This is a genomic window from Lutimaribacter marinistellae (assembly GCF_042648365.1).
Lineage (GTDB): Bacteria > Pseudomonadota > Alphaproteobacteria > Rhodobacterales > Rhodobacteraceae > Lutimaribacter_A > Lutimaribacter_A marinistellae.
Window position 1 is genome coordinate 129,244 of record NZ_JBHRXI010000025.1, and the last position, 23,124, is coordinate 152,367.

Here is a 23,124-nt window from a genome sequence, read left to right on the forward strand (position 1 = left end):
GGCTAAGCGGGCGGGATGAACTTGAACGTTTCCGATCTTGCCATTTCACGCGGCGGCCTTCCCGTGCTGGAAGGACTGAGCTTCGTTCTCGAGCCGGGGCGCGCCTTGATCCTGCGGGGGCCCAACGGGATCGGGAAGACGACACTTTTACGGACGCTGGCCGGGTTGCAGCCGCCCTTGTCGGGCCGGATCGAAGGTGCCGAGGAGCGTATTGCCTATGCCGCGCATTCCGACGGGATCAAGCCGACCCTGACCGTGACCGAGAACCTGCGTTTCTGGGCAAGCGTGTTCGGAACAAGGGACATCGCGCCCGCGCTTGATGCCTTCGCGTTGAACGACTTGGCGGACCGGTTCGCAGGCAACCTGTCGGCGGGACAAAAACGCCGCCTTGGGCTGGCGCGCCTGCTGGTGACGGGACGACCGGTGTGGATCCTGGATGAGCCGACCGTGTCACTTGACCGCGATGCGGTGGCGCTGTTTGCCGATGCCGTGCGGGCGCATCTGGGGCAGGGCGGTTCGGCCCTGATCGCAACGCATATCGACCTTGGCCTTGCGGCCGAGGTGCTGGAAGTCGGGACGTTCAAGGCCGCGCCGCCCCCGCTCGAGGATTTCGACGGAGGTTTCCTGTGATTGCCCTGCTGTTGCGTGACCTTCGGCTGGCCTTTCGCGCCGGCGGTGGCTTTGGTCTTGGTCTTGCGTTTTTCCTGATCGTCACCGTGCTCGTACCTTTTTCGGTCGGCCCGCAATCGCAGCTGTTGTCGACGATTGCTCCGGGTATCCTGTGGCTGGGTGCGCTTCTTGCCTGCCTTTTGTCGCTTGATCGTCTGCTGGCGCTGGACTGGGAGGACGGATCGCTGGACCTTTTGGCGACCGCTCCCTTGCCGCTTGAGGCTACGGTGAGCATCAAGGCGCTCGCCCATTGGATCACCACCGGGTTGCCGCTGGTTCTGGCCGCGCCAGTGCTGGGCGTGCTGCTGAACCTGCCGGTGGCGGGGTTTTCATGGCTTGTCATATCGCTATTGGCCGGAACGCCTGCCCTGTCTGTGATCGGCACCTTTGGTGCCGCGCTGACCGTCGGCCTGAAACGTGGGGGCCTTCTGCTGTCGCTTCTCGTTCTGCCGCTCTACGTGCCGACGCTGATCTTCGGGGCCGAGGTCGCGCGCCGCGGGGCCGAAGGGATGGAAACCACGACGCCGCTATTGCTGCTTGCGGGGATCACGGCCGGTGCCATATCCCTGCTGCCCTTTGCCAGCGCCGCCGTGCTGCGCGTCAATCTGCGCTAGTCATTCGCGATTGAGGCGGCCCCGAAACCGGATTAGATATTGCCCATGCCAACGAACGACACGTCGAACAGCCTCTGGTCCTACGCCAATCCCAAGAAATTCCTGGCCACCACGGAACGGGTGTTGCCGGTCCTGTGGGTGCTGGCATTTGCCTGTCTTGCGGTCGGGCTGATCTGGGGGTTCTTCTTTACGCCCGATGATTTCCGGCAAGGATCCACGGTCAAGATCATCTACCTGCACGTGCCTTCGGCGCTGATGGCGATCAACACGTGGCTGATGATGCTGGTCGCTTCGCTTATCTGGCTTGTCCGGAGGCATCATGTCTCGGCGCTGGCGGCCCGGGCGGCGGCCCCGGTCGGCATCGTCTTCACTCTGATCGCGCTGGTTACCGGGGCGATCTGGGGCCAGCCGATGTGGGGGACATGGTGGGCCTGGGACCCGCGGCTGACATCGTTCCTTATCCTGTTCCTCTTCTACCTGGGCTATGTTGCTCTGTGGGAGGCGATCGATAATCCCGACACGGCGGCGGACCTGACCGCCGTGCTGTGCCTTGTGGGGTCCGTCTTTGCGCTGCTCAGCCGCTATGCGGTGAATTTCTGGAACCAGGGGCTGCACCAGGGCGCGTCCCTCAGCCTCGATAAAGAAAAGAACGTGGCAGATGTCTTTTATCAGCCGCTTTTGGTGGCAATCGCGGGGTTTGTTCTGCTGTTTGTCGCGCTGGTCTTTTACCGCACGGGAACCGAGATCCGTGCGCGCCGGATCAAGGCTTTGATGGCACGGGAGAGGGCGCAGGGATGATGCCGGATCTGGGAAAATACGCCGATACGGTACTGTCGGCCTATGCGGCCTCGCTTGTGTTGTTGGTCGCCATCGTCGTCTTGTCGATCTGGCGCGGGCGCCGTGTGCGGGCCGAGATGGAGCGGGTCGAGGCGCGGATGTCCAGAAATGGCTAAGGTTTCACCGCTGATGATCGCGCCGCCGGCCATTTTCGCCGCGCTGGCGGTCCTGTTTTATGTGGGCATGATGCGCGAGGACAAGGACAGCCTTCCCTCTGCGCGTGAAGGGCAACCTGCACCGTCGGTTGTGTTGACGGAGTTTCCGGGCCGTCCCGGTTTCGATGATGCCACGCTTCGCGATGGCGAGGTCAAGCTGGTCAACTATTGGGCCAGCTGGTGCGCGCCTTGCCGGGTGGAACATCCCAGCCTCGAAGCGCTGGCGGATGAGGGCATCCCCATCTATGGGGTCAATTACAAGGACCAGCTGGGGCAGGCGCAGGGGTTCCTGGACGAGCTGGGCGATCCCTATGCGGGTATCGGCCGCGACGAACAGGGGCGCATGGCACTGGATTGGGGCCTTTATGGCGTACCCGAGACCTATGTGATCGCGGGCGACGGCACGGTGGTTCTGCGATTTGCCGGGCCGATCACGTCGCGCGTCATCGAAAGCACGATTCGTCCTGCATTGGAACGCGCCGCTGCGCAGTAAGTGCGCTCTTTGCCATTTGTTCGCCTTTGACGCGCGGCGCATCTCTTGATGCCGCGGTTCTTGGCTTTGTCTCGCGCTATTGATTGCCGGAACGAAAAAGGGCGCCCGACCGGGGCGCCCTTCGTGGTCTTGATGCTCTGGCGCGTCAGCTCGCCTTGGCGAGGTTGCGCAGCACGTAATGCAGGACGCCGCCGTTCTCGATATACTCGATCTCGGGCGCGGTATCGATCCGGCACTTGAGCGTGATGGTCTTTTCGGTGCCGTCCGCAAAAGTGATCGTGCAAGGCACTTCCTGCTGCGGTTTCACGTCGTCCAGACCGGTGATCGAAACGGTTTCGTCACCTTTCAAGCCCAGCGATTTGCGGGTGTCGCCGCCGGTGAACTCGAAGGGGATGACGCCCATGCCGACGAGGTTCGAGCGGTGGATGCGCTCGAAATTCTCGGCGATGACCGCCTTGACGCCCAGAAGCGCCGTACCCTTGGCAGCCCAGTCGCGGCTGGATCCTGCGCCGTATTGCTCACCGCCGAAGACGACAAGAGGCGTGCCCTGCTCCTGGTAGGCCATGGCCGCGTCATAGATCGCCATCTGCTCGCCGTTGGGGCCCTTGGTGTAGCCACCCTCGACGCCATCGAGCATCTCGTTCTTGATGCGGATATTGGCGAAAGTGCCTCGCATCATGATCTCGTGGTTGCCGCGGCGCGAGCCGTAAGAGTTGAACTCGCGAGGGGCAACCTGTCGGTCGATCAGGTACTTGCCTGCCGGGGTCGTCTCCTTGAAGGAACCCGCGGGCGAGATGTGGTCGGTCGTCACCATGTCGCCGAGGATGGCAAGAACGCGCGCGCCCTCGATATTCGAGATCGTGCCCTTCTCCTTGCTCATGCCCTGGAAATAGGGCGGGTTCTGGACATAGGTCGACGTCGCCGGCCAGTCATAGGTTTCGCCGCCGGAAACATCGACGCCCTGCCACTTCTCATCGCCTTTGAATACGTCGGCATATTTCGACTGGAAGCTTTCGCGCGTCACGGTCTTTTCGACCAGTTCGGCGATCTCGGCATTGGTGGGCCAGATGTCTTTCAGGTAGACATCGTTGCCGTTCTTGTCCTGACCGATGACGTCCTTGGTGATGTCGACATTCATGTCGCCAACCAGAGCATAGGCGACGACGAGCGGCGGCGAGGCAAGGTAGTTCGCGCGCACGTCGGGGCTGATCCGGCCTTCGAAGTTGCGGTTGCCCGACAGAACCGATGTGGCGATCAGGTCGAACTCGTTCACCGCCTTGGAAATCGGCGCGTCGAGCGGACCGGAGTTGCCGATACAGGTGGTGCAACCGTAGCCCACGAGGTTGAAACCGATGGCGTCGAGGTGATCCTGAAGGCCAGCGGCCTCGAGGTAGTCCGACACGACCTTGGAACCGGGTGCGAGCGATGTCTTGACCCAGGGCTTGCGGTTCAGGCCCAGCTCATGCGCCTTTTTCGCCACGAGACCCGCGCCGATCATCACGTAGGGGTTCGACGTGTTGGTGCAGGAGGTGATCGAGGCGATCACGATGGAGCCGTCATGCAGCTGGTAGGCGCCGTCGTCGGTCTTGTACCAGCCCTTCTTGTGATGGCCTTCGTCGCCGGGAATGTCCTGCGGTTCGGGCGCGCCGCCTTCACCTTCCCAGCGTACTTCGGCATTGGCGCTGGCGTCCTTGCCGTCGCGCACGCCCTTGACGTAGTCGGCGAAGGCCGAAGCGGCCTTGTCGAGCGCGATGTAATCCTGCGGCCGCTTGGGGCCCGAGATCGCCGGTACGATCGTACCCATGTCCAGCGACAGGGTCGAGGAATAGACCGGGGCATAGTCCGAGCCGCGCCACATGCCGTTTTCCTTGGCATAGGCTTCGACCAGGGCGATGCGGTCTTCGTCGCGGCCCGATTGGCGCATGTAGCGCAGCGTCTCGTCATCGATGGGGAAGAAGCCGCAGGTCGCGCCGTATTCGGGGGCCATGTTGGCGATGGTGGCGCGCTGCGCCAGCGGCAGGTTGTCGAGGCCCGCGCCGTAGAATTCGACGAACTTGCCAACCACGCCATGTTCGCGCAGCATCTCGACCACTTTCAACACGAGGTCGGTGCCGGTGGTGCCTTCGACCATCTCGCCGGTCAGCTCGAAGCCCACGACCTCGGGGATCAGCATCGAGATCGGCTGACCCAGCATGGCGGCCTCGGCCTCGATCCCGCCAACGCCCCAGCCCAGCACGGCCATGCCGTTGACCATGGTGGTGTGGCTGTCGGTGCCCACGAGCGTGTCGGGATACGCGACGGTATCACCGTTCTGGTCAGTGTCGGTCCAGACGGTCTGCGCCAGATACTCCAGGTTCACCTGGTGGCAGATGCCGGTTCCGGGGGGAACCACGCGGAAGTTTTCGAACGCGGTCTGACCCCATTTCAGGAACTCGTAGCGCTCCATGTTCCGCTCGTATTCGCGGTCCACGTTCATCTGGAAGGCGCGCGGGTTGCCGAACTCGTCGATCATGACCGAGTGGTCGATCACGAGGTCAACGGGGTTGAGCGGGTTGATCTTTTGCGCGTCGCCGCCGAGGTTCTTGATGCCATCGCGCATCGCGGCGAGGTCGACCACCGCCGGAACACCGGTGAAGTCCTGCATCAGCACGCGTGCGGGGCGATAGGCGATCTCACGCGGGTTCTTGCCGCCTTTTTCCGCCCACTCGGCAAATGCCTTGATGTCATCTACGGAAACGGAGAAGCCGTCATCCTCGAACCGCAGGATGTTTTCCAGCACGACCTTCAATGCGGCGGGAAGTTTCGAGAAGTCGCCCAGACCGGCCTCGGTGGCGGCGGGGATGGAATAATAGGCGACGGACTTTCCGTTGACGTCCAGCGTACGGCGCGTCTTGGCTTTGTCCTGTCCAACTGTGATGGGCATTTCGTGGCCTCCCTCTCAGGGTTGGTGGAAACGGGGATTCGCTGCCTGCCTTCTGCATCACGCGCGGGCGCGGTTCAAGCGTTGCGGCGGGGGTGCGACGATTTTTGTATACCATTGCACACATTTTGGCAGGAATACCCTTTGCGCGACGGTGGCTGCGGGTCACTCAAGCTTGATTGGCACGTGTTTGGGGTCGGGTCTAAACCTCAATCATGTAACCAGAACGGAATATGGCAGCATGTCGCGCATCCTCACGGCCCTGTTGGGCTTAGGCCTTGCATTCGCAACCCCAGCGGCGTCGGGTGACGATCCCGTCGTGGTCGAGTTGTTCACCTCGCAGGGGTGTTCTTCCTGTCCGCCAGCAGATGCGATCATGCGCGAGTTGGCACAGCGGGAGGATGTCATCGGTCTCGCGTTGCATGTTGATTACTGGGACTACATCGGGTGGAAGGACCAGTTTGCCTTGCCGAGCCACAAGGTTCGGCAGCAAGCTTATGCAAGGGTTGCGGGACGGTCGATGATCTACACGCCGCAGATGATCGTCGGCGGACAATCCGACATCCGTGGTGCCGACCAGCCCGCGCTGGAGAGGGCGATCGAACGGCACGGAGCCACGGCGCCTTTGGCAGAACTGCACATCGAAACAGCCGAGGGGCGGGTGACCGTGACGGCGACCGGGGCGGGGCAGGCCGTGCAACCGCCTGCCGACGTCGTTCTGGTGCGATACCAGCCCCTGCGCCACAGCGAGATCAAACGTGGTGAGAATGCCGGGCGCAACCTCGACTATGCCAATGTCGTGACAAGCTGGGAGCGGCTGGGCGAATGGGACGGGCAGGGGGAGGCGCAGTTCTCGTCAGACTGGACCGGCGACCTGCCTGCCGTCGTCTTGCTTCAACGGCGCGGTCCCGGCGCGATCATTGCGGCCAAGAGGGTGGAGTGATCAGCGCTCTTCCTCGGGCTGAATACCCAGCCCGCCCCAGGGTTTCCAACGACGGTGAATCCAGAACCACTGTCCCATGTGCTGCCGAACGACCGCCTCGAGATCGTCGTTGATGTACTGCGTCATCGTCTCGGCATCGCTATGCGGAACGGGGGCATGGACCCGGATGTCGAAATCGACGCCGTTGGGTTGCCGGATCGCATAGCAGGGCAGCATCAGGGCATCGTGTTTCAGCGCCAGTTCGGCATTCAGTACCGAGGTGACGGCAGGTTTGCCGAAGAACTGCAACTCCTGCCCGCCATGCACGTGAAGGTCGGATACAATTGCGATAATCCCGTTCTGTCGCAGGTGGCGAACCATCTGCGACATGCCGCGCCGGCCCTGTTCGAACATCGGCTCGCCGGTCTTGAGAAAACACTCGACATAGGCGTCGTTGAAATAGGGGTTCGCCATACGGCGATACAGACAGCCCATTGGCCGGCCGCTGCGCGCCTGCAGCGCGATGCGGATGGCGAGGTAATGCCCGAAATGCGCCGCGATGATCATGATCGGCCGGCCCGCTGCTGCCGCCTCGTCGAACGCGGCGAGGCCATCGCCACTTACAGGGGCAGTCTTTTGCCGGGCGACGAACTCTTCGGGCGAGAAATGCTCCATGATCGCGCTGCCGGCATTATGGGGAACCTCTCGGGTGATGCGGGCGACCTCTTCCTCGGGCAGGTCAGGACAGACCAGTGCGAGGTTGTCGCGAATACGCTTGCGGAATCCGACGACTGGAGACAGCACCTGCGCGATACGTCCCATCGCGGGAACGCGCCGCTCGTAGGGCAGCAAATGCATGACCCCAATCACGCCCTGCAGGAACAGGTTCGAGAGATAGTATTTCGCGCGCTGAAAGCGGGACAGCTCGGACTTGGGGACGGGCATCTGATCTCAACGGCCAAAGGTTTCGCGATGCCAGACATAAATGCCGGCCCCCGCGATCACAAGCGCGCCGCAGATTGTCCAGATATCGGGGTATTCCCCAAAGAAGATTGCGCCCCACAATGCAGCAAAGGCGAGGCCGCAATAGGCGTAAGGTGCCAGCATGGCTGCCTCGCCCGTGCTGAAGGCGCGGATCAAGAGCATCTGGCCCAGAGTTCCGAAGCCGGCAACGATCCCGATCAGGCCCAGGGACGCAAGATCGAGCGGCTGCCAGTAAAAGGGTACCGCTAGCGTCAGCAGGACGGTGCCGACAAGTCCGGTGTAGAAAAGCGAGGTCCATGGATCCTCGTCAGGGCCCACGCGCCGCGTGAACAGCGCATAGGCAGAATAGCAGGCCGCAGCCCCCAGCGGGAAAAGCGCAGCCAGCTGAAACATGCCCGTGCCAGGGCGAATGATGATCAGAGCGCCGATGGCTGCCACCGCGATCCCGGCGATGCGCCGTGGTCCGAGCCCTTCGCCGAGAAAGAGAGCGGCACCCAGCGTGATCAGAACCGGATTGATCGACATGAGCGCCGCGGCATCGGTCAGGGGGATCCGGCTGATGCCTGTGAAAAAGAATGCCGTGGCACCCATCAGCAACAGCGAGCGCAGCAATTGCAGACCGGGGTAACGCGTTCTGACGACACGCGTGAGGCGCGGCAGAACGAGGAGGAACACGACCGCCATCTGGCCCGCGTAGCGCGCCCAGAGCGTAGGCAACACACCGATGCGCGGGGCGAGCGCCTTGACGGTTGCGTCCATCAGGGAAAAGCAAAGGATGGCCGCAATCATCAGAAGGATCGCGCGGTTCGCGACCTGTCGGCTTTGCGCTGCGATCGGGGGGAGGGAAGTCGGGTCCATAGGTCCTGATAGGCGGGATGGGGCGGGCTGTCCATCCACCGCGCGCTATCGCCCAAGGGCAGGATGCTCCCGCCCCGTCACGCCGCATCGGGGATGCGACGCGATGCGTTGGGCCGGGCGCCGCCCCTTCGGTGCGGCGCGGGTCCGACCACGGCGGTGTTGCCCACAATGCCGAGATCTTTTGGTATTGGCATTAGAAGAAATCGATGGATTTCGGCCTGCGTCAAACCTCTTCGGTGTCGTCTTCGGGTTCCACCAACGAGATCGCCCCTTCGTCGGCGAGGGCGCGGATCGCGGTCACGAGCTCTGCCATCGCGCCTTCGGCCTCGGCGCGCTTGACCTTGCCGCGCTCTGCCATTTCCTCGCGCAGCGTGCCGGCCATTCGGTTCGACATGTTCGCGAGCAGGTAGTCGGCCGCGGCACGATCACCGTCGCTTTGGGTGCCTGCAAGGGCGGTCACGAGCGTCGCATTCTCGACCGTTCGGATGGCCGCGGGGACATCGCGCGCGGCAAGCCTTTCGGGGATATGCGCGAAGGTGAAAATCACTTTACGCACGGTTTCGGCAAAGTGAGCATCCTGCTCTTCGAGCGCGTCCAGAAGCCCGTCACGTGTGGCTGCGGGAGATTGGTTGAGTATCGCGCCCACCCTTTCACCCGGGGCGAGCGGGAAGGCGCTGACCGGTTTCGCGTCGAGTTGGGTGACGAGCGACCAGCCGATACGTTCCACCGCCTCGGGCGTGACGCTTGCCGTGCGGGAAATCGCAAAGGTTATCCGGCGCGCGACGGGCCCAGGCAGTTTTCCCAACATGCCTGCAGCTTTCGCCGTATCGAGCTTGGAGAGGACGACGGCGGCGACCTCGGTACTTTCCGCTTCGACCATCTGTGCCAACTCGGCGGGCGGGAGCGCCCGCAGCCGCACCCAGGGATCGCCCATGCGCTGAACACCTGCTTCCTTGCGAAGCCGTGCCGCGGTCGACGGTGCGAGTTTTCCGTCCATTGCGGTCAGCGCACCTGCAAGCCCGTGCGGGAAGCTGAGACCGATCCCCTCGAGCGCGTCGGAAAATTCATGTGCAACGGCGGCGAGTGTGACGCGATCAACCAGTCCCATGCGCCCCATCTGCTGTGTCAGCTTGACCTGAAGCTCTTCGGGAAGGTCCTCAAGCGGGATGTCGGCCCCTTCGTTCAGCAACAGGCGTACGACGATAGCGGCTTTTTCCCGGCCTGACAGGGGGCGAGGAACGCGCCTTTCCCCGACCGTGTCCGTAGCGGTTTCGACATCAGGCGGGATGCCATTCCCGAGCCTTACCAGTAAGTTGTTTTCTGCCATGTCGTCCGAGTCACCCGGCAAGTCCTTGTGCCGGATGACCGTAGCCGCGACGCGGTAAAGAAAACCTGAAGGTCAGTAATTGTACGTAAGGCCAGACCGGATAGCCTCGCGCAGTGACGCTTCGGCCCATGTGCCGTCGCCGCCGCGGGCCTTGATCTCGCGCCATTGCGCGATGGCCTCATCGGTTTTTCCTGCAGTCACAAAGCCTTGGCCCATGTAGCTACGCGCCAGAAGGTTGTTGGCGTTGGTAGCAATCGCGCGGGCATAGAACTCGTCAGCCTCAACCTGATTGCCGAGTTTCCGATGTGTGAACCCCCAATAGGTCAACACGAGATCGTCGTCTTGCGGCATCTGTGACAACACGGTCTGTGCGTCTTCGAGACGACCGGCGTAAGCGAGTTCGCGTACAGCGTCACGCAAGGTATCGAGGTCGAGCGAAGAGGCCTTGTCAGGGCGCACGCAGCGCTGGATTTTTGGGTCCCAGACGCCGTTCACCTTTTTCGAGTAACGCACCCACGCTTTTTTTTCGGGGTCCCACTGACGTTCAGAGAAACAATCGGTGGTCGTCTCTGTCGGTTTGGGCGGTGTCGTCGTGGTCATGTTGCCGCCCGCGGCAAAAAGTGCAACTGGCAGGCTGGCGAAAAGGGCGGCGGCGATCAGGGGGCGCATCGGGAAAACTCCATCCTTGGGCAAATTCTTTTCACTCAACCTATGATACTGCAAGGCCGCGACGAGGGACACGCCCCGCCGCGGCCATCACGTTTCGGTGTAGCTGGATCAGCTGTTGACCACCTTCTCGCAGCTTTGCGTATCGGCATTCCATTGCGATCCGGCGGCACAGGATTGTGCCTGGTGCTGTCGATCCGAGCACATTGCGAACGAGACCGCCGGAAGGGCGATCAAGGCAAGGGCAGTCAAGGCAATCTTGGTCTTCATGCAATTTCTCCCGTTGGTTTCCTGATCATCGTACCGGAAAAGTAACCCGAGAAGCGAATTTGGCAAAGCCCTTCGATGTTCCGGCAGGCTTTGCGAAACGAATGTTCTGACGTAGCATGGAAATAGTCCGATGTACGGCTGGATAAATGTACCCGAAAACGGTGGGTTATCCGCGCTCCGGGAGGAAAATGATGCCCGACAACAGTGATGCGCCCTCACCGGCGGAGGATCGCTCTCCCAGCTTTGCCATGGCCTTGATCCCGGTTGTTGGTCTCATCGTTCTGCTGGCGCTGGCATACCTGTTGTTCGGGGACGAGGCGGCGGCCGGTCCCAACCAGATCGCCCTGCTGTTTTGCGCGTTGATGGCCACTGCGGTTGGATGGCGGTTGGGCTTCACGATGGAGGAAATGCGCGAGGCTGCGATCGAGAGCGTGAATACGGGCGTGACGGCGATCTTCATCCTGCTGGCCGTCGGCTCTCTTATCGGCACATGGGCGATGAGCGGCACGCTGATGGCGATGGTGTACTGGGGCCTGATGATCCTGTCGCCCGACTATTTCTACATGACCACGGCGATCATATGCGCGGTGGTCGCGTTGTGTATCGGGTCGTCATGGACCGTTGCGGGCACCATCGGCATCGGGTTGATGGGGGTGGCGCAGCAGATCGGGCTGAACCCGGCGATCACGGCAGGGGCCGTCATTTCAGGCGCTTATTTCGGGGACAAGTCCTCACCGCTGTCGGATGCAACGAACCTTGCGGCGGCGGCTGCAGCTGCGGACCTGTATGCGCATATCAAGGCCGCTTTCGTGACCTCGGTTCCGACGCTGGTTGTGACACTTGTCGTGCTGATGTTGCTTGGCAGTCCACGGGATTTCGACGCGACCGAGATCACGAACGCCATCGCGCAGGTCTTTGACGTAAGTTTCGTGCCTTTCATTCCGCTGGCACTCGTCCTCGTGCTGGCACTCACGCGATGGCCGCCGTTCACAACCATCTTTTTGGGGGCGCTTGCCGGCGGCGTGCTGGCCGTCTTCAATCAGCCCGATCATGTCCTGGCCTTTGTCAACGAACCCGAATTGCCGGTCGGGCTGGGCCTGCTGAAAGGTGTCTGGATGGCGATGGCGACGGGGTATGAAAGCGCGTCGGGCAGCGAAGCAGTGGATCAACTTCTCTCACGCGGCGGGATGGAGAGCATGTTGACTACGATCTGGCTGATCCTGACCGCGCTCGCCTTTGGCGGCGTGATCGAGAAGACGCGCGTGCTTGAAACGCTGCTGGACCCTGTCGTTCAGGCAGCCAAGGCGACGTGGCAGATGGTGGCGGCGCTGGTCGTGGCCGGCTTGGGAACCAATATCTTGGCCTCGGACCAGTATATTGCGATCGTTCTGCCCGGACGCATGTTCCGCAAGGTCTTTCTACAACGTGGTTTAAGCCGGGTTGCCGTGTCGCGGACCGTCGGCGACAGTTCGACCGTCACATCGGCGCTGATTCCATGGAACAGTTGCGGTGCATACATGGCGGCGACGCTAGGCGTGGCCACGATCAACTACGCGCCCTACGCCATTTTCAACCTGCTGAACCCGCTGGTGGCGATCGGGCTGGCGGCTCTCATGCCCTCGCTGTTTCAGCAGAGCAGGGCGGGAGACCCGCCCAAGCCCGATGAAAGACCCGTAGAGGCCTAAGCGGGGATGTTAGCGCCCTAGTCCTCGCCGAAGACGCGCGCAAAGATCGTGTCGACATGCTTGGTGTGATAGCCGAGATCGAACTTTTCCTCGATTTCCTCGCGGCTGAGCGCAGCGGTGACATCCGGGTCAGAGAGCAACTCTTCCTTGAAATCGGTCCGGTGCTCCCAGACTTTCAGCGCGTTGCGCTGTACGTATGTATAGGCGTCTTCGCGGCTGACACCGGCCTGCGTCAGGGCGAGCAGGACGCGCTGACTCATCACGAGGCCGGGGAACTTGTTCATGTTCTCGAGCATGTTCTCGGGGAAGATCAGCATCTTGTCGATGACACCGGTCAGCCGCGCAAGCGCGAAGTCGAGCGTGATGGTCGCGTCAGGCCCGATCATGCGTTCGACCGAAGAATGGCTGATGTCCCGTTCGTGCCACAAGGCAACGTTTTCCATGGCCGGGATCACGGCCGAACGGACCATACGTGCAAGGCCGGTCAGGTTCTCGGTCAGCACCGGGTTCTTCTTGTGCGGCATGGCCGAGGAGCCCTTTTGCCCCATCGAGAAGAATTCGGCCCCCTCCAGCACCTCGGTCCGCTGCATGTGACGGATTTCGATGGCGATGTTCTCGATCGAGGAGGCGATCACGCCAAGCGTCGCGAAAAAGGCCGCGTGGCGATCGCGGGGAACCACCTGTGTGGAAATCGGCTCAGGGACAAGTCCGAGCTTGTCGCAGACATGTTCCTCGACTGCCGGGTCGATATTGGCGAAAGTGCCGACCGCACCGCTGATCGCGCCCGTTGCGATCTCGGCCCGCGCGTCGCGCATGCGGCTGAGGTTGCGATCCATCTCGGCATAGAAGCGGGCAAAGGTCAGACCCATCGTCGTCGGTTCGGCGTGGATGCCGTGGCTGCGTCCGATGCGAACCGTATCCTTGTGTTCAAGCGCACGACGCTTGAGCGCGGCCAGAAGCGCCTCGAGGTCTGCGATGAGGATGTCCGCCGCACGTGTAAGCTGTACGTTGAAACAGGTGTCCAGCACGTCCGACGAGGTCATGCCCTGGTGGACGAAGCGCGCCTCTTCGCTGCCGACATGCTCGGCCAGGTGGGTGAGGAAAGCGATGACGTCATGCTTGGTGACGGCTTCGATTTCATCGATGCGAGCGACGTCGAACTCGACATCCTTGGCCTTCCACACAGCGTCCGCGTTTTCGCGCGGGATGACGCCCAGATCGGCCATCGCGTCGCAGGCATGTGCCTCGATCTCGAACCAGATGCGGAACTTGGTTTCGGGCGACCAGATGGCGACCATGTCGGGACGGGAATATCGGGGGATCATCGGCAAGGCCTCCTGCATGCGGGAATGGAGCGGGTTGCCGCGGGTCTTAGACGCGTCCGCTGGCCGGAACAAGTCGCAGGGGACCGCCTGAGACGGTTTGCCCCCCGCGCCAACGCTGCGAGGATTAAACAGGGACATTTACGGATCGGTTTCTTGCCGCAATGATGAAGTCAAAGGATGGAGGTCTAAACATGCAATTGCTACCAAGGCTGCGCCTAGCGTTTGCCGCAGGGCTGGTCATGGTTGGGGCGGCCCCGGCCATCGCCGACATGCCGGTCACCTACAGGTCCGATGGCCGCGCCCTGTTCCAGGTCAGCGCGCCCGATTTCTGGCAGGTGAGGGCAGGCGGCCCGAGATCGCTGACGCCGCCGGGATCGGATGAGGCGCGGCTGATCAACCGGATAATTGGCCTTTCCCCGGTGACCGAAAGCGGGGCCTGGATCGGTTTCATGTCGCCGAACGGTGTCTCGACCTTTGCGCAGGCCGAGGACTATCTGCGCAATATCGGTCAGTCCATCGTCAGCGATCCGGAGGTTACGGGTCAACGCGACATTCGCGTCGGAGGCCTTGCGGCACGCAGTTTCAAGGGCACGGGGCGTCGTGACGGGCGCGGCGTGAACTTCACCGCCGTGGTCATCGACCTGCCGGGAAATCGCATGGCTGTTTCGCTCGCCGTGCTGGATTCGCGAGCCGATCCGGCACTCGTCAACGATCTCAACGCGATCTACGGCTCGTTCCGGGCCATTCGATGAAAGGGGTGATCGGATGAACCGTTATCGTACTTGTCGACTGGCCCTCGCACTTGCACTGGGCACGGGGCTGCTGGCTGGATGTGATCCCTCGGCCACGGGATCGGCCAATGTCTATTACGACGGCATGATGTGGAACGACTATTACTATGGGTACCCGCGTCCGCCCCGGCCCGAGAACCCCATCGAGCGTCCTCCAGTCCGCCCAGAGCCGCCGATCGCGAAGCCACCGGTAAGGCCTGTGCCGCCGATTGCGCGGCCACCCGTGGCGCGCCCGCCCATCCATCGCCCACCAGTGGCGCGACCCATGCCGCGCCGTGGCTGACGCAGGGTATCACTCGGCAAGGCGTGTGGTGACCACCGCAGACGATTCCAGCGTTCGGTGAACCGGGCATCGATCTGCGATTTCGAGCAGGGCCTGGCGCTGCTCGCGATCCAGCGCGCCTTCGAGATGGATGACCCGGGCAAAACGGTCGGCTTTGCCGGGCGCGGTGCTGGGGTCGGCGTCTTGGGCGTGGACCTTCTCGTGGCTGACATCCACGCTGACATGGGTAAGGGGCCAGCCCTTGCGCCGCGCGTACATACGAATGGTCATCGAGGTGCAGGCACCGAGCCCGGCAGCAAGGAAGCCGTAAGGCGACATGCCGAGATCGGTTCCGCCGTATGCCAGGGGTTCGTCGGCGCGCACGTAATGGTTCGGGCCGCTTTGAACGTCCTGGAGGAAGCCTGATGGATCGGCCTCGCTGACGCGGACGATACCCTCTGGCGCGCCAGGCGGAGGGGCTGGCGGAGACAGGTCGACGTATCGCGTAACCCAGGCGGCAATGACAGCCGCCGCATACTCTGCATCGCTTTCTCGGGTGATCAGGTGATCGGCATCATCGAGCGTCACGAAACTCTTGGGATGTTTCGCGGCGGTGAAGATCCCCGTGGCGTTGTCGATCCCGACGGTATCGTCGCGCGGCGCGTGCATCACCAGCAGTGCGGCGCCGAGGCGTTCGACTGCCGGGCGAAGCGCAACCTCGGCTATATCCTCGACAAAACCGCGACCGATGCGGAACGACCGGCCCGCCAAAGAGACCTCGGCACTGCCGTCTTCGTGGATACGCGGCAGCGCCTCGGCAAAGTGATGGGTGACATGGCTCGGGTCGAAGGGTGCATTCAGCGTCACCACGGCCTTGACCGATGCGATCCCCTCGCGCGCCCGTAACACGGCAGCACCGCCCAGCGAATGTCCAATCAGAAGCGAAGGGGCCATTCCGCGCCCCTCGAGGTAATGGGCGGCGGCCTTGAGATCGTCGACATTCGAAGTGAAAGTGGTATTCGCGAATTCGCCGTCGGAATGACCCAGACCGGTGAAATCGAAGCGCAGAACCGCGATGCCCATCGATGCAAGACGTCCAGCAATCCTGCGTGCGGCGGGAATGTCCTTGGAACAGGTGAAGCAATGCGCGAAGAGCGCGGTTGCAAGCACCGGTCCTTCGGGTAGATCGAGACGGGCGGCGAGTTGGCCACCATCGTGGCCTTCGAAGGTTACGCGTTCGGTCGGCATGGCAGGTCCTGTGTGGCAAGGCCTCTGCAACATGGCCGCGCCGAAGCGGCGTCGCAAGCCGTTCGCCTACGCTGTCACGGCATGGTGAGATTGGTGTACGGGAGATGCCGCCTGGGGCGTCGAGATGGAAGGGGTTGGGATGCCGAAGGTGTTGGCGGTGGTGTTGGGTGCGATCCTACTAGTCAGTTACCTTGGCGTCCTGCATCCAGCCGGGGACAGCCTTGCCGTTTTCCGACCCGTCTGGGCACTCCTTTTCGCTTTGGCCACGATCTGGAGTGCTTGGCCCAGGCGGATCCGCTGGCCGCTGGCGGTTTCCGGCATGCTTTCCCTGCTGCAGGTGTTTTGGCCGGGATGGATGCCGCGCCAGAGCCCGGATCAATCATTGAAGCTGTATCAGCAAAATCTACTCTTCAACCGTCGTGAAAACGATGAGTGGCTGGAGGCGATCGCGAAAGCGCAGCCGGACGTGATTACCCTGCAGGAGGTTTCAAAGAAGAACACTAGCTTGCTGGACGAACTCCGACCGAACTACCCGGCGCTGACCCTTTGCCCCTTTGCCGCCGTCGGGGGCGTGGCGGTGCTGTCGCCTTTTCCGAAAGTGCCGGACAGCGCCGTCTGTGCAAGGGGGGTGGCGGCAATGCAGGTCGTGTCGCCACATGGTCCGGTTACCGTCGTGTCATTGCACCTTCATTGGCCGTGGCCGTATGGCCAATCCCACCAAGTTGAGGAGTTGTTGTCTATGCTTGCCCGGCTTGAGCGCCCTGTCGTCCTCGCAGGAGATTTCAACGCGGTGGGCTGGTCGCATACCGTCCGCCAAATCGCACGGGTCACCGGGACTAGACGCGTCGGTCCGTCGGGCGCTACCTTCGCTCTTCCGCACATTCCATATCCGGTGACAATCGACCATGTGCTTGCGCCCGATGGAATTGCGCAGGTTCAGCCCCGTCTGGGCTCGGATCACAACGGGGTTTTGGCGTATGTGCGACCTTATTGAGGGCGCGTCATGAAGGTACCCGGGTGGTCGGTTACTGGCCCATCAGTGCAGGGTCGAACGGGTAGGTCGTGAGGTTCTCGTACCCGTCTTCCGTAATCAGCACCTGATCCTCGAGCTTGATCGAGAAATCGCCACCGACTTCGCCCACGCAGGCCTCGACGCACAGCACCATGCCCGGTTCCAGCGGATAATCGTAGGCCCCGGCGACAGCCTTGTCGGGATAAGCCACCAGAGGCCATTCATCGCACAGGCCAACCCCGTGCATAAGGCAGCCGTATTTCTGGGCCTGGAATTTGTCGTCCAACCGGTGGCTGTTGGCAGTCAGTTCCGGGATCGTGACGCCGGGCTTGAGCATGCTCATGTTGGTCATGATGTGCTCATGCGCGTGCTGCATCGCATAGATCATGTCGGGGCGCGGCCTTTGATCGCCGATCCACCACGTGCGCGAGATGTCGATGCAAATGCCGTAAGAGCCGATCAGGTCGGTGTCGAAAGCGATTATTTCGTTCTGTCGCGTGATGCGCGGGCCGCATTCCTGAAACCACGGGTTCGTGCGCTGGCCCGAGGCCAGAAGGCGCGTTTCGATCCATTCGCCACCGCGCCTGATGTTCTCGGCATGCAGCACGGCCCAGATGTCGTCCTCGCAGGTCTTGCCATCGCCTACATTGGTGCGGGCAAAGCGTTCCATCTCGGCCACCGCGGTCTCGCAAGCATGGTTTGCACAGCGCATGGCACGGATCTCGTCGGGCCCTTTCACGGCGCGGGTCTTTTCCGTGACCTCTTCACCCTCCATCACCTCGAACCCCTGCGCCTCAAGCGCACGGAGGCCGTGCAGCATGATCTTGTCTACCGCCAGCCTGCGGTTCCCGCCGCTGTGCTCGTCGATCAGGTGCCGAACTTCATTCGCAAAGCTGTCGGCCGCGACATCCACCTTGTCGCCCCGATCAAAATAGAACAGGTCCGCGCCTGACCGGACCTCGCGCACCAGCGGGTTGAACGAAGACAGAAAGGGTGCGTTCTTGTAGTCCCAGATCACCATGTACCCATCGGCGCAGAGCAGGACTGCGCGGAACGGGTTGTGCGTGTTCCAAAGCTGCATGTTGGTGCTGTCGGTCGCGTAACGGATATTCAGCGGATCGAACATCAGCAGCCCGCCATAGTCGCGGTCGACAATCGCTCGGGTCAGCCTTTGCCACCGAAACTCGCGCATTCGGGCAAGATCGGGCAGGTCGAGTCCCGCAGCTGCCCACTCGGCAAATGCCAGCTGGGTCGGCCCGATCTCGATGCGGTCATTGTCGTTGGGGGTTCCGTCTCCCAGTATCGGCCCGCCGGTCGGGTCGATCTTTCGTCCATCTCGGAAATACTGGTTCATGCGCGTCTCCTCCCATCTGAAGGGTCTGCCGAGAATGCAAAAGGGTCATGTCGGTTTGCGACGCGGATTTTGTTCATCCGCGTCACGGCCGAGAGCCGCCCTGATTGTTCTTCTCATTGAGCGGAACGCGCGCTATCCCCTTTGCATGATCCTGCAAGAGCGTATCCCCTTTGATTTGAGCCCACGAAAGCTCCCCGGTATCCAGCCGACGACGATGGAGGACTGGCTGCATCGTGACGAGGCGTTTGACGGGCAGATGGCCCGGCGTGATGCGCTGATCTCAGAGCGGTACGATCAGGTTATCGCAATGCACGAGAGCGCAAGGCCAGCGGCGCTGGAATTACTCGATCTTGTTCTTGCAACCGCATATGGGGTGCAGGGTGATAGCGTGCTGCGTCCTGATGGTGTGGCCGTCGCGATCAATCGCTCCGACCCGATGGCCAGTCTTGGCAGGCTTGTGCAGGAAGATCTTTGCGTTTTGCAGAAACAGGGCGATGAACATGTTCTGACTGCCGCTTCGCTTTGCTTTCCCGCAAGCTGGCTGCTGTCCGAAAAGCTCATGCGCCCGCTGATTGGCATACACAAGCCCGTGGAAAGCTATGACGACAACATCGCCCGCAGAGTGCAGCGGCTTTTCGATGGCATCCAGGTTGGTCGACCCCTTTGGCGGTTCAATGCCCTGTGGTACGAGGATCCGGAACTGCACCAACCAAGGAGCGAAAGCGCCCGCCGGAAAAAGCCAGCGGCGACTCCTCCCTTTCTGCGCAGCGAACGGCAATGCCTTTTGCGTCTGCCGGAAACAAAGGCTGTCGTTTTCTCGATTCACACCTACGTGGTGCCACGCAAGGCGGTAGGACCAGAAATGCAAAACCCCGCCTGACAGCGGGGGTTTGGGCGATCTGTTTGTGCATTAGATCGACAGCAAAGAAAGCGCTTCGCCCAACATGCCACTGCCGGCGATTGTCGCTACGGCGCCGGTCAAAGCCAGAACTTGCGTGTTGAGACGGAAGTCTTCGCCGCGCAGAAGGTTCACGGCTGCCATGGCCGCCGCGACTGGCGCGGAAACGAAGCACAGCATTCCGGTCATGCCCCAGGCAGTGAGACGGCGAATGTCGCTCTCGGCTTCTTCCTCGGGGGGTTGCCCATCGACTTCGTTCGGATGAGGAGCGGCACGGAATGCCAGCGCAAGCGCTTCTTCCTCGGTCAGGCGAACGAGACCCTGATTGCCTGCATGAGCATTCTGGCCTGCAATCCTGTCGTAGCGCATTGCCAGATCGGGCGCGGTTTCCTCGATATCTGCAAAGCGCTTGCCATTATTCGCGATTATCTGCTGGCGGCCCCGAACGCGCCGGGGTGACACGTTGGCAAAAGCGCCAAGGAACTGCTCGATGGTCAGGTGCACGTCGGGGCTGAGCCATTCAATGTATTCCGAGGCGTAGATGTCGACCATGCGGTAAAGCATGACCACCAGCATCAACTCGGAGATGTCGCGATCGTCGCTTGCCGAAGCAACCGGTGTAAGCTCGATCACTAGACGCTGCCGGTCGCGTGGTTTGCGTGGCTTGACCCGGCGATTGAGACCGGCCGCTTCGTCGAGGAGCACGTCGCGTTCGCCACCGGGCAAGGTCTCAAGAGACAGCTTGACCATATAGTGACTGGCGACAACCCGAGCTTCGACCGGGGACGTGATCGACTGGCGGTCGACCGAGTGACCGTAATCCTCGAGTGTGGCTGAGGTGATCCTGCAGAAGCGGTCGAGCGCCCCCTCGAGGTCACTCAGGAATACCAGCCCACCGTGATACCTGCCTGTATGTGTCACAGCGAGAATCCTCCATTGCGTGTGTTCTCTCAGTGCAATCTAGGATTGGATGTGGGAAAAATTTTGTCTTGATTTGTGTTTTCACGAGGCCGTTCGCCCGTTTTTCGACGGATTGACCACGATCCGGAAACCAAGAAAACAAGGGGTATCCGTCCAAACAAGGCGAGAAGGCGGCAACCCTACGGCGAACTGGCGGCCATTACGTATTCAGTCATCCGTCGATTCGTGCGGCCATGATTGCGATTGCCTGCTGGTATACGGTGGCCGCGTTCCACTGTTTGATCACGGCAAAGTTCGGCTGTCCCTGCTGGTAGCCTTGCCCCGGGCGCCAGCCCTTTGCGCGCAGGAAGTTCGCGGTAGAGGCGAGCGCATCCGTCACGTTGTAGAAATCGACTCTGCCATCTCCGGTTGCATCCACACCATATGCCAATGCGTTGCCCGGTAGGAACTGGGTGTGGCCAAGTTCGCCATGCTTGGCCCCGCGGGTTGCGCCGGTGATGGCCCCTCGATCGACCAGTTTCAGCGCGCCGATTGCGTGTGGCTTGAAGAAGTCTGACCGGCGGCAGTCATAGGCGAGGGTGGTAATCGCCGAGACGACAGAGCTGTCGCCCATGAACCCTCCGAACCCGGTTTCCATGCCGTGAATCGCAATCAAGATGCCGGCCGGCACACCGTATTGGCGTTCCAGCGCTGCATAGAAGTTGGGGTTTCGCGCCTTGCGTTGCCGTCCCTGGCGTACGATCGTGTCGGCGCCGCGGATCTGCATGAACTTGTCGAGGGAGTAGCGAAAGCTCTTCTGATTGCGGTCAGCCGCGATCGTCCCCGTGGCGTAACGTGCCTGCGCCAAGGCGTTCAGGCCGCGCTGACCAACGCCCGCCTGTTGCGCCTCGCGCGCGAAATCACGCTTCCAGGTCTCGAATCCGGCACCGGTATTGCCGCATTGCGCCGCTGCGAGCGGCAACCCTGACGCGATGGACAGGGCGAAACCAAGGACGAGGGAAGCAATACGGGGCATAACGATCTCCGGAAGAATGGGGTATCGGGTCAACGACAGGATGAACGAAACGTTCCTTTCAGTTTCGGGGGAGTGGCGTGCCCGGTCAACGAAAAAGGGGCGTTGCGGTAAAGCCCTCTTGCAATGACGTTCCCGTGAGAATTGCCAGCCTGCGCGGAATTTGCAAAAGCTGTGCGCGACACGACAGGGGTAATGGAATGAGCGAGTTCAATCAGCCGATTAGCGGCAATGACCTAGCACGGTTTTCTGGGCCGAATACCTTCATGCGTCTGCCCGCTGCCGATAGCCTCGAGGGACTCGACGTGGCCGTGCTGGGCATTCCCATGGATATCGGGACATCATGGCGCGCGGGTACGAGGTTCGGACCGAAACAGATCCGCGCGGAAAGCGCGATGATCCGACCTTACAACATGGCCACCGGTGCGGCGCCTTTCGACAGCTTGCAAATCGCGGATATCGGGGACCTGGCGATCAACACCTTTTCGCTTGCGGACAGCCTTCGGATAATCCGCGAAAGTTACGACGCGATCCTTGCGCACCCCGTTATTCCGGTCGCGATGGGTGGCGATCACTCCATCACGCTCCCGATCCTGCGGGCTATCGCCGCGCGGCATGGCCCTGTTGCGCTTGTCCACGTCGATGCACATGCCGATGTGAATGACGAGATGTTTGGAGAACGCGAAACGCATGGAACCGTGTTTCGCCGCGCCCGCGAGGAGGGGTTGATTGATCCCGCGAAGACCTACCAGATCGGCATTCGCGGCACCGGCTACGCCGCCGATGATTTTACCGAGGCAGCCGGTTGGGGATTTCAGCAATTCCCGGCGCAGAATCTTTGGCACCGGTCGCTGGCTTCGCTGGGTGCGGAAATACGTCGCGATATCGGAACGGGACCGGTCTATGTCACCTATGATATCGATAGTCTCGACCCGGCCTATGCGCCGGGCACCGGCACGCCCGAGATCGGGGGGCTGACAACACCGCAAGCGATGGAACTGATCCGCGCGCTGAAGGGGTTGAACATCGTGGGGTGCGACCTTGTCGAGGTATCGCCGCCTTACGACCTGTCAGGAAATACCGCCCTGACGGGAGCCAACCTGCTCTACGAGTTGATCTGCGTGCTGCCGGGGGTGACGCAACGATGACAGGATCGACCCGCAGGACATGGGGCGCGTGATGACGATACTCTACATCTGTCTTGCAGTTGTCGTGGTGATGCTCGGCTATGTCCGGCTTGCCCCAAGTGATCCCACGCGCTGGCATGTTGCGACGGAGGCAAGCCAAGACCGCAATTTCGACAGTGGCGCCGTGCGTGTGGTTGAGACTGGTCCGCAGGGCCTCGAACGATTCGACACGGTGGCGCGGTCGGCCCCCCGGACGATTGCGCTAGCCGGATCGGTGAGCGAGGGCATGGTGACCTATATTCAGCGCAGCAAGTGGCTCGGGTTTCCTGACTACATAACTGCGCAGCAGGATGGCAGCACTTTACGCTTGCTGTCGCGCCAGCGTTTTGGCTTACGGGATCTTGGGGTGAACGCCAGGCGGCTCGACGACTGGGTGGCGCGGATGGATCAACCGGGCTGAGAGACACCCTTCCTGCACTTCGCGCCACATCGGTACGTTGAGCGACATCTGGCACTGCGCCATGAACATACGCCCGTCGACATGCAGGCAAATCGTTTCCCCCAACTCGACCCGTGAACCGCTCGTATCGGTACAGTAGCAATCCTGTACCTTGCCTCCGGGACCAACGACGTCGGCAGCCGCGGTAAAAGGCAAGAGGGACACGACGAGTATCAACAGCGGCTGTCGGATCGGAAATTCTGTCATGGGCTGACGATAGCATGGCTCTCGCATCCGGCCAAAGCCTCTTGACCGAAGCGGCGCAATGGCGGACA

25 protein-coding genes are annotated in these 23,124 nt (G+C 61.8%); 13 read left to right on the top strand and 12 right to left on the bottom strand.

The window, feature by feature from the left end:
- Nucleotides 1–15 precede the first annotated feature (15 nt).
- The 5 genes from ccmA to ACFORG_RS19335 are packed head-to-tail and all read left to right on the top strand — an operon-like array spanning nucleotide 16 to nucleotide 2,768.
- Complete coding sequence (ccmA, locus tag ACFORG_RS19315; protein ID WP_386737185.1) at nucleotides 16–630, top strand: heme ABC exporter ATP-binding protein CcmA; 615 nt, start codon at nucleotides 16–18, stop codon at nucleotides 628–630.
- Nucleotides 627–1,283 (top strand): heme exporter protein CcmB, encoded by a 657-nt coding sequence (ccmB, locus tag ACFORG_RS19320; RefSeq protein WP_386737186.1) that lies wholly within the window; start codon nucleotides 627–629, stop codon nucleotides 1,281–1,283. The genes ccmA and ccmB overlap by 4 nt, the downstream gene beginning before the upstream one ends.
- Before the next feature lie 45 nt (nucleotides 1,284–1,328).
- Nucleotides 1,329–2,081, top strand: a complete 753-nt coding sequence (locus ACFORG_RS19325; RefSeq protein WP_386737187.1) for a heme ABC transporter permease — start codon at nucleotides 1,329–1,331, stop codon at nucleotides 2,079–2,081.
- Nucleotides 2,078–2,236, top strand: coding sequence for a heme exporter protein CcmD (gene ccmD / locus ACFORG_RS19330; protein WP_386737188.1), 159 nt, complete (start codon nucleotides 2,078–2,080; stop codon nucleotides 2,234–2,236). The genes ACFORG_RS19325 and ccmD overlap by 4 nt, the downstream gene beginning before the upstream one ends.
- Nucleotides 2,229–2,768: a DsbE family thiol:disulfide interchange protein gene (locus ACFORG_RS19335; protein ID WP_386737189.1), complete on the top strand. Its 540-nt coding sequence runs from the start codon at nucleotides 2,229–2,231 to the stop codon at nucleotides 2,766–2,768. Before ccmD ends, ACFORG_RS19335 begins: the two co-directional genes overlap by 8 nt.
- Before the next feature lie 145 nt (nucleotides 2,769–2,913).
- Here the strand turns inward: ACFORG_RS19335 and acnA are convergent, their stop codons facing one another.
- Nucleotides 2,914–5,691, bottom strand: coding sequence for an aconitate hydratase AcnA (gene acnA, locus ACFORG_RS19340; protein WP_386737190.1), 2,778 nt, complete (start codon nucleotides 5,689–5,691; stop codon nucleotides 2,914–2,916).
- A gap of 238 nt (nucleotides 5,692–5,929) precedes the next feature.
- Here acnA and ACFORG_RS19345 point away from each other — a divergent pair, with 238 nt between their 5' ends.
- The gene (locus ACFORG_RS19345; RefSeq protein WP_386737191.1) at nucleotides 5,930–6,631 is read left to right on the top strand and encodes a DUF1223 domain-containing protein; all 702 of its coding nucleotides are present in this window, start codon (nucleotides 5,930–5,932) and stop codon (nucleotides 6,629–6,631) included.
- Here the strand turns inward: ACFORG_RS19345 and ACFORG_RS19350 are convergent, their stop codons facing one another.
- The 5 genes from ACFORG_RS19350 to ACFORG_RS19370 all read right to left on the bottom strand — a co-directional run bounded on the left by ACFORG_RS19350 (nucleotide 6,632) and on the right by ACFORG_RS19370 (nucleotide 10,715).
- On the bottom strand, nucleotides 6,632–7,555 hold the full coding sequence (locus ACFORG_RS19350; protein WP_386737192.1) for a lysophospholipid acyltransferase family protein: 924 nt from the start codon (nucleotides 7,553–7,555) through the stop codon (nucleotides 6,632–6,634).
- A 6-nt stretch (nucleotides 7,556–7,561) separates the two neighbouring features.
- Complete coding sequence (locus ACFORG_RS19355; RefSeq protein ID WP_386737193.1) at nucleotides 7,562–8,452, bottom strand: DMT family transporter; 891 nt, start codon at nucleotides 8,450–8,452, stop codon at nucleotides 7,562–7,564.
- A 223-nt stretch (nucleotides 8,453–8,675) separates the two neighbouring features.
- A complete protein-coding gene (locus tag ACFORG_RS19360; protein ID WP_386737194.1) occupies nucleotides 8,676–9,779 on the bottom strand; it encodes a flagellar motor switch protein FliG in 1,104 nt (367 codons plus the stop codon).
- A 72-nt stretch (nucleotides 9,780–9,851) separates the two neighbouring features.
- A complete protein-coding gene (locus tag ACFORG_RS19365; protein ID WP_386737195.1) occupies nucleotides 9,852–10,448 on the bottom strand; it encodes a tetratricopeptide repeat protein in 597 nt (198 codons plus the stop codon).
- 108 nt (nucleotides 10,449–10,556) lie between these two features.
- Entirely contained in the window at nucleotides 10,557–10,715 is a 159-nt protein-coding gene (locus ACFORG_RS19370) for a chitin-binding domain-containing protein (RefSeq protein ID WP_386737196.1), read from the bottom strand.
- Between the two features lie 191 nt (nucleotides 10,716–10,906).
- Between ACFORG_RS19370 and nhaC the strand changes: the two genes are divergently transcribed.
- A complete protein-coding gene (gene nhaC, locus ACFORG_RS19375; RefSeq protein WP_386737198.1) occupies nucleotides 10,907–12,400 on the top strand; it encodes a Na+/H+ antiporter NhaC in 1,494 nt (497 codons plus the stop codon).
- Nucleotides 12,401–12,417: 17 nt separating this feature from the next.
- Here nhaC and purB read toward each other — a convergent pair whose 3' ends face one another.
- Nucleotides 12,418–13,725 (bottom strand): adenylosuccinate lyase, encoded by a 1,308-nt coding sequence (purB, locus tag ACFORG_RS19380; RefSeq protein WP_386737199.1) that lies wholly within the window; start codon nucleotides 13,723–13,725, stop codon nucleotides 12,418–12,420.
- A 191-nt stretch (nucleotides 13,726–13,916) separates the two neighbouring features.
- On the opposite strand from purB, the gene ACFORG_RS19385 reads away from it, so the two are divergent.
- Both ACFORG_RS19385 and ACFORG_RS19390 read left to right on the top strand, forming a co-directional pair.
- Nucleotides 13,917–14,477 (top strand): hypothetical protein, encoded by a 561-nt coding sequence (locus ACFORG_RS19385; RefSeq protein ID WP_386737200.1) that lies wholly within the window; start codon nucleotides 13,917–13,919, stop codon nucleotides 14,475–14,477.
- A gap of 13 nt (nucleotides 14,478–14,490) precedes the next feature.
- Nucleotides 14,491–14,799: a hypothetical protein gene (locus tag ACFORG_RS19390; RefSeq protein ID WP_386737201.1), complete on the top strand. Its 309-nt coding sequence runs from the start codon at nucleotides 14,491–14,493 to the stop codon at nucleotides 14,797–14,799.
- A gap of 9 nt (nucleotides 14,800–14,808) precedes the next feature.
- Here the strand turns inward: ACFORG_RS19390 and ACFORG_RS19395 are convergent, their stop codons facing one another.
- Complete coding sequence (locus ACFORG_RS19395; RefSeq protein WP_386737202.1) at nucleotides 14,809–16,026, bottom strand: bifunctional alpha/beta hydrolase/OsmC family protein; 1,218 nt, start codon at nucleotides 16,024–16,026, stop codon at nucleotides 14,809–14,811.
- A gap of 139 nt (nucleotides 16,027–16,165) precedes the next feature.
- On the opposite strand from ACFORG_RS19395, the gene ACFORG_RS19400 reads away from it, so the two are divergent.
- A complete protein-coding gene (locus ACFORG_RS19400; RefSeq protein ID WP_386737203.1) occupies nucleotides 16,166–17,020 on the top strand; it encodes an endonuclease/exonuclease/phosphatase family protein in 855 nt (284 codons plus the stop codon).
- 31 nt (nucleotides 17,021–17,051) lie between these two features.
- Here ACFORG_RS19400 and dddP read toward each other — a convergent pair whose 3' ends face one another.
- Complete coding sequence (dddP, locus tag ACFORG_RS19405; protein WP_386737205.1) at nucleotides 17,052–18,392, bottom strand: dimethylsulfonioproprionate lyase DddP; 1,341 nt, start codon at nucleotides 18,390–18,392, stop codon at nucleotides 17,052–17,054.
- Nucleotides 18,393–18,537: 145 nt separating this feature from the next.
- Between dddP and ACFORG_RS19410 the strand changes: the two genes are divergently transcribed.
- On the top strand, nucleotides 18,538–19,272 hold the full coding sequence (locus ACFORG_RS19410; protein ID WP_386737206.1) for a heme-dependent oxidative N-demethylase family protein: 735 nt from the start codon (nucleotides 18,538–18,540) through the stop codon (nucleotides 19,270–19,272).
- Nucleotides 19,273–19,302: 30 nt separating this feature from the next.
- Here the strand turns inward: ACFORG_RS19410 and ACFORG_RS19415 are convergent, their stop codons facing one another.
- Together ACFORG_RS19415 and ACFORG_RS19420 are read right to left on the bottom strand one after the other, a co-directional pair.
- Nucleotides 19,303–20,211 (bottom strand): hypothetical protein, encoded by a 909-nt coding sequence (locus ACFORG_RS19415; RefSeq protein WP_386737207.1) that lies wholly within the window; start codon nucleotides 20,209–20,211, stop codon nucleotides 19,303–19,305.
- 211 nt (nucleotides 20,212–20,422) lie between these two features.
- Nucleotides 20,423–21,226, bottom strand: coding sequence for a lytic murein transglycosylase (locus ACFORG_RS19420; RefSeq protein WP_386737208.1), 804 nt, complete (start codon nucleotides 21,224–21,226; stop codon nucleotides 20,423–20,425).
- 197 nt (nucleotides 21,227–21,423) lie between these two features.
- Here ACFORG_RS19420 and speB point away from each other — a divergent pair, with 197 nt between their 5' ends.
- A complete protein-coding gene (speB, locus tag ACFORG_RS19425) occupies nucleotides 21,424–22,371 on the top strand; it encodes an agmatinase (RefSeq protein WP_386737209.1) in 948 nt (315 codons plus the stop codon).
- A gap of 31 nt (nucleotides 22,372–22,402) precedes the next feature.
- Nucleotides 22,403–22,810 carry a DUF1499 domain-containing protein gene (locus tag ACFORG_RS19430; RefSeq protein WP_386737210.1) on the top strand — a complete coding sequence of 136 codons (408 nt, stop codon included), beginning with the start codon at nucleotides 22,403–22,405 and terminating at the stop codon, nucleotides 22,808–22,810.
- Here ACFORG_RS19430 and ACFORG_RS19435 read toward each other — a convergent pair.
- On the bottom strand, nucleotides 22,742–23,056 hold the full coding sequence (locus ACFORG_RS19435; protein ID WP_386737211.1) for a hypothetical protein: 315 nt from the start codon (nucleotides 23,054–23,056) through the stop codon (nucleotides 22,742–22,744). The genes ACFORG_RS19430 and ACFORG_RS19435 overlap by 69 nt on opposite strands.
- Nucleotides 23,057–23,124 lie beyond the last annotated feature (68 nt).

Excerpts from the sequence above, each read along its gene's own strand:
- ccmA (WP_386737185.1), top strand. The coding sequence starts at position 16 with ATGAACTTGAACGTTTCCGATCTTGCCATTTCACGCGGCGGCCTTCCC.
- ACFORG_RS19325 (WP_386737187.1), top strand. The coding sequence starts at position 1,329 with ATGCCAACGAACGACACGTCGAACAGCCTCTGGTCCTACGCCAATCCC.
- ccmD (WP_386737188.1), top strand. The coding sequence starts at position 2,078 with ATGATGCCGGATCTGGGAAAATACGCCGATACGGTACTGTCGGCCTAT.
- ACFORG_RS19335 (WP_386737189.1), top strand. The coding sequence starts at position 2,229 with ATGGCTAAGGTTTCACCGCTGATGATCGCGCCGCCGGCCATTTTCGCC.
- acnA (WP_386737190.1), bottom strand. The coding sequence starts at position 5,691 with ATGCCCATCACAGTTGGACAGGACAAAGCCAAGACGCGCCGTACGCTG.
- ACFORG_RS19345 (WP_386737191.1), top strand. The coding sequence starts at position 5,930 with ATGTCGCGCATCCTCACGGCCCTGTTGGGCTTAGGCCTTGCATTCGCA.
- ACFORG_RS19350 (WP_386737192.1), bottom strand. The coding sequence starts at position 7,555 with ATGCCCGTCCCCAAGTCCGAGCTGTCCCGCTTTCAGCGCGCGAAATAC.
- ACFORG_RS19355 (WP_386737193.1), bottom strand. The coding sequence starts at position 8,452 with ATGGACCCGACTTCCCTCCCCCCGATCGCAGCGCAAAGCCGACAGGTC.
- ACFORG_RS19360 (WP_386737194.1), bottom strand. The coding sequence starts at position 9,779 with ATGGCAGAAAACAACTTACTGGTAAGGCTCGGGAATGGCATCCCGCCT.
- ACFORG_RS19365 (WP_386737195.1), bottom strand. The coding sequence starts at position 10,448 with ATGCGCCCCCTGATCGCCGCCGCCCTTTTCGCCAGCCTGCCAGTTGCA.
- ACFORG_RS19370 (WP_386737196.1), bottom strand. The coding sequence starts at position 10,715 with ATGAAGACCAAGATTGCCTTGACTGCCCTTGCCTTGATCGCCCTTCCG.
- nhaC (WP_386737198.1), top strand. The coding sequence starts at position 10,907 with ATGCCCGACAACAGTGATGCGCCCTCACCGGCGGAGGATCGCTCTCCC.
- purB (WP_386737199.1), bottom strand. The coding sequence starts at position 13,725 with ATGATCCCCCGATATTCCCGTCCCGACATGGTCGCCATCTGGTCGCCC.
- ACFORG_RS19385 (WP_386737200.1), top strand. The coding sequence starts at position 13,917 with ATGCAATTGCTACCAAGGCTGCGCCTAGCGTTTGCCGCAGGGCTGGTC.
- ACFORG_RS19390 (WP_386737201.1), top strand. The coding sequence starts at position 14,491 with ATGAACCGTTATCGTACTTGTCGACTGGCCCTCGCACTTGCACTGGGC.
- ACFORG_RS19395 (WP_386737202.1), bottom strand. The coding sequence starts at position 16,026 with ATGCCGACCGAACGCGTAACCTTCGAAGGCCACGATGGTGGCCAACTC.
- ACFORG_RS19400 (WP_386737203.1), top strand. The coding sequence starts at position 16,166 with ATGCCGAAGGTGTTGGCGGTGGTGTTGGGTGCGATCCTACTAGTCAGT.
- dddP (WP_386737205.1), bottom strand. The coding sequence starts at position 18,392 with ATGAACCAGTATTTCCGAGATGGACGAAAGATCGACCCGACCGGCGGG.
- ACFORG_RS19410 (WP_386737206.1), top strand. The coding sequence starts at position 18,538 with ATGATCCTGCAAGAGCGTATCCCCTTTGATTTGAGCCCACGAAAGCTC.
- ACFORG_RS19420 (WP_386737208.1), bottom strand. The coding sequence starts at position 21,226 with ATGCCCCGTATTGCTTCCCTCGTCCTTGGTTTCGCCCTGTCCATCGCG.
- speB (WP_386737209.1), top strand. The coding sequence starts at position 21,424 with ATGAGCGAGTTCAATCAGCCGATTAGCGGCAATGACCTAGCACGGTTT.
- ACFORG_RS19430 (WP_386737210.1), top strand. The coding sequence starts at position 22,403 with ATGACGATACTCTACATCTGTCTTGCAGTTGTCGTGGTGATGCTCGGC.
- ACFORG_RS19435 (WP_386737211.1), bottom strand. The coding sequence starts at position 23,056 with ATGACAGAATTTCCGATCCGACAGCCGCTGTTGATACTCGTCGTGTCC.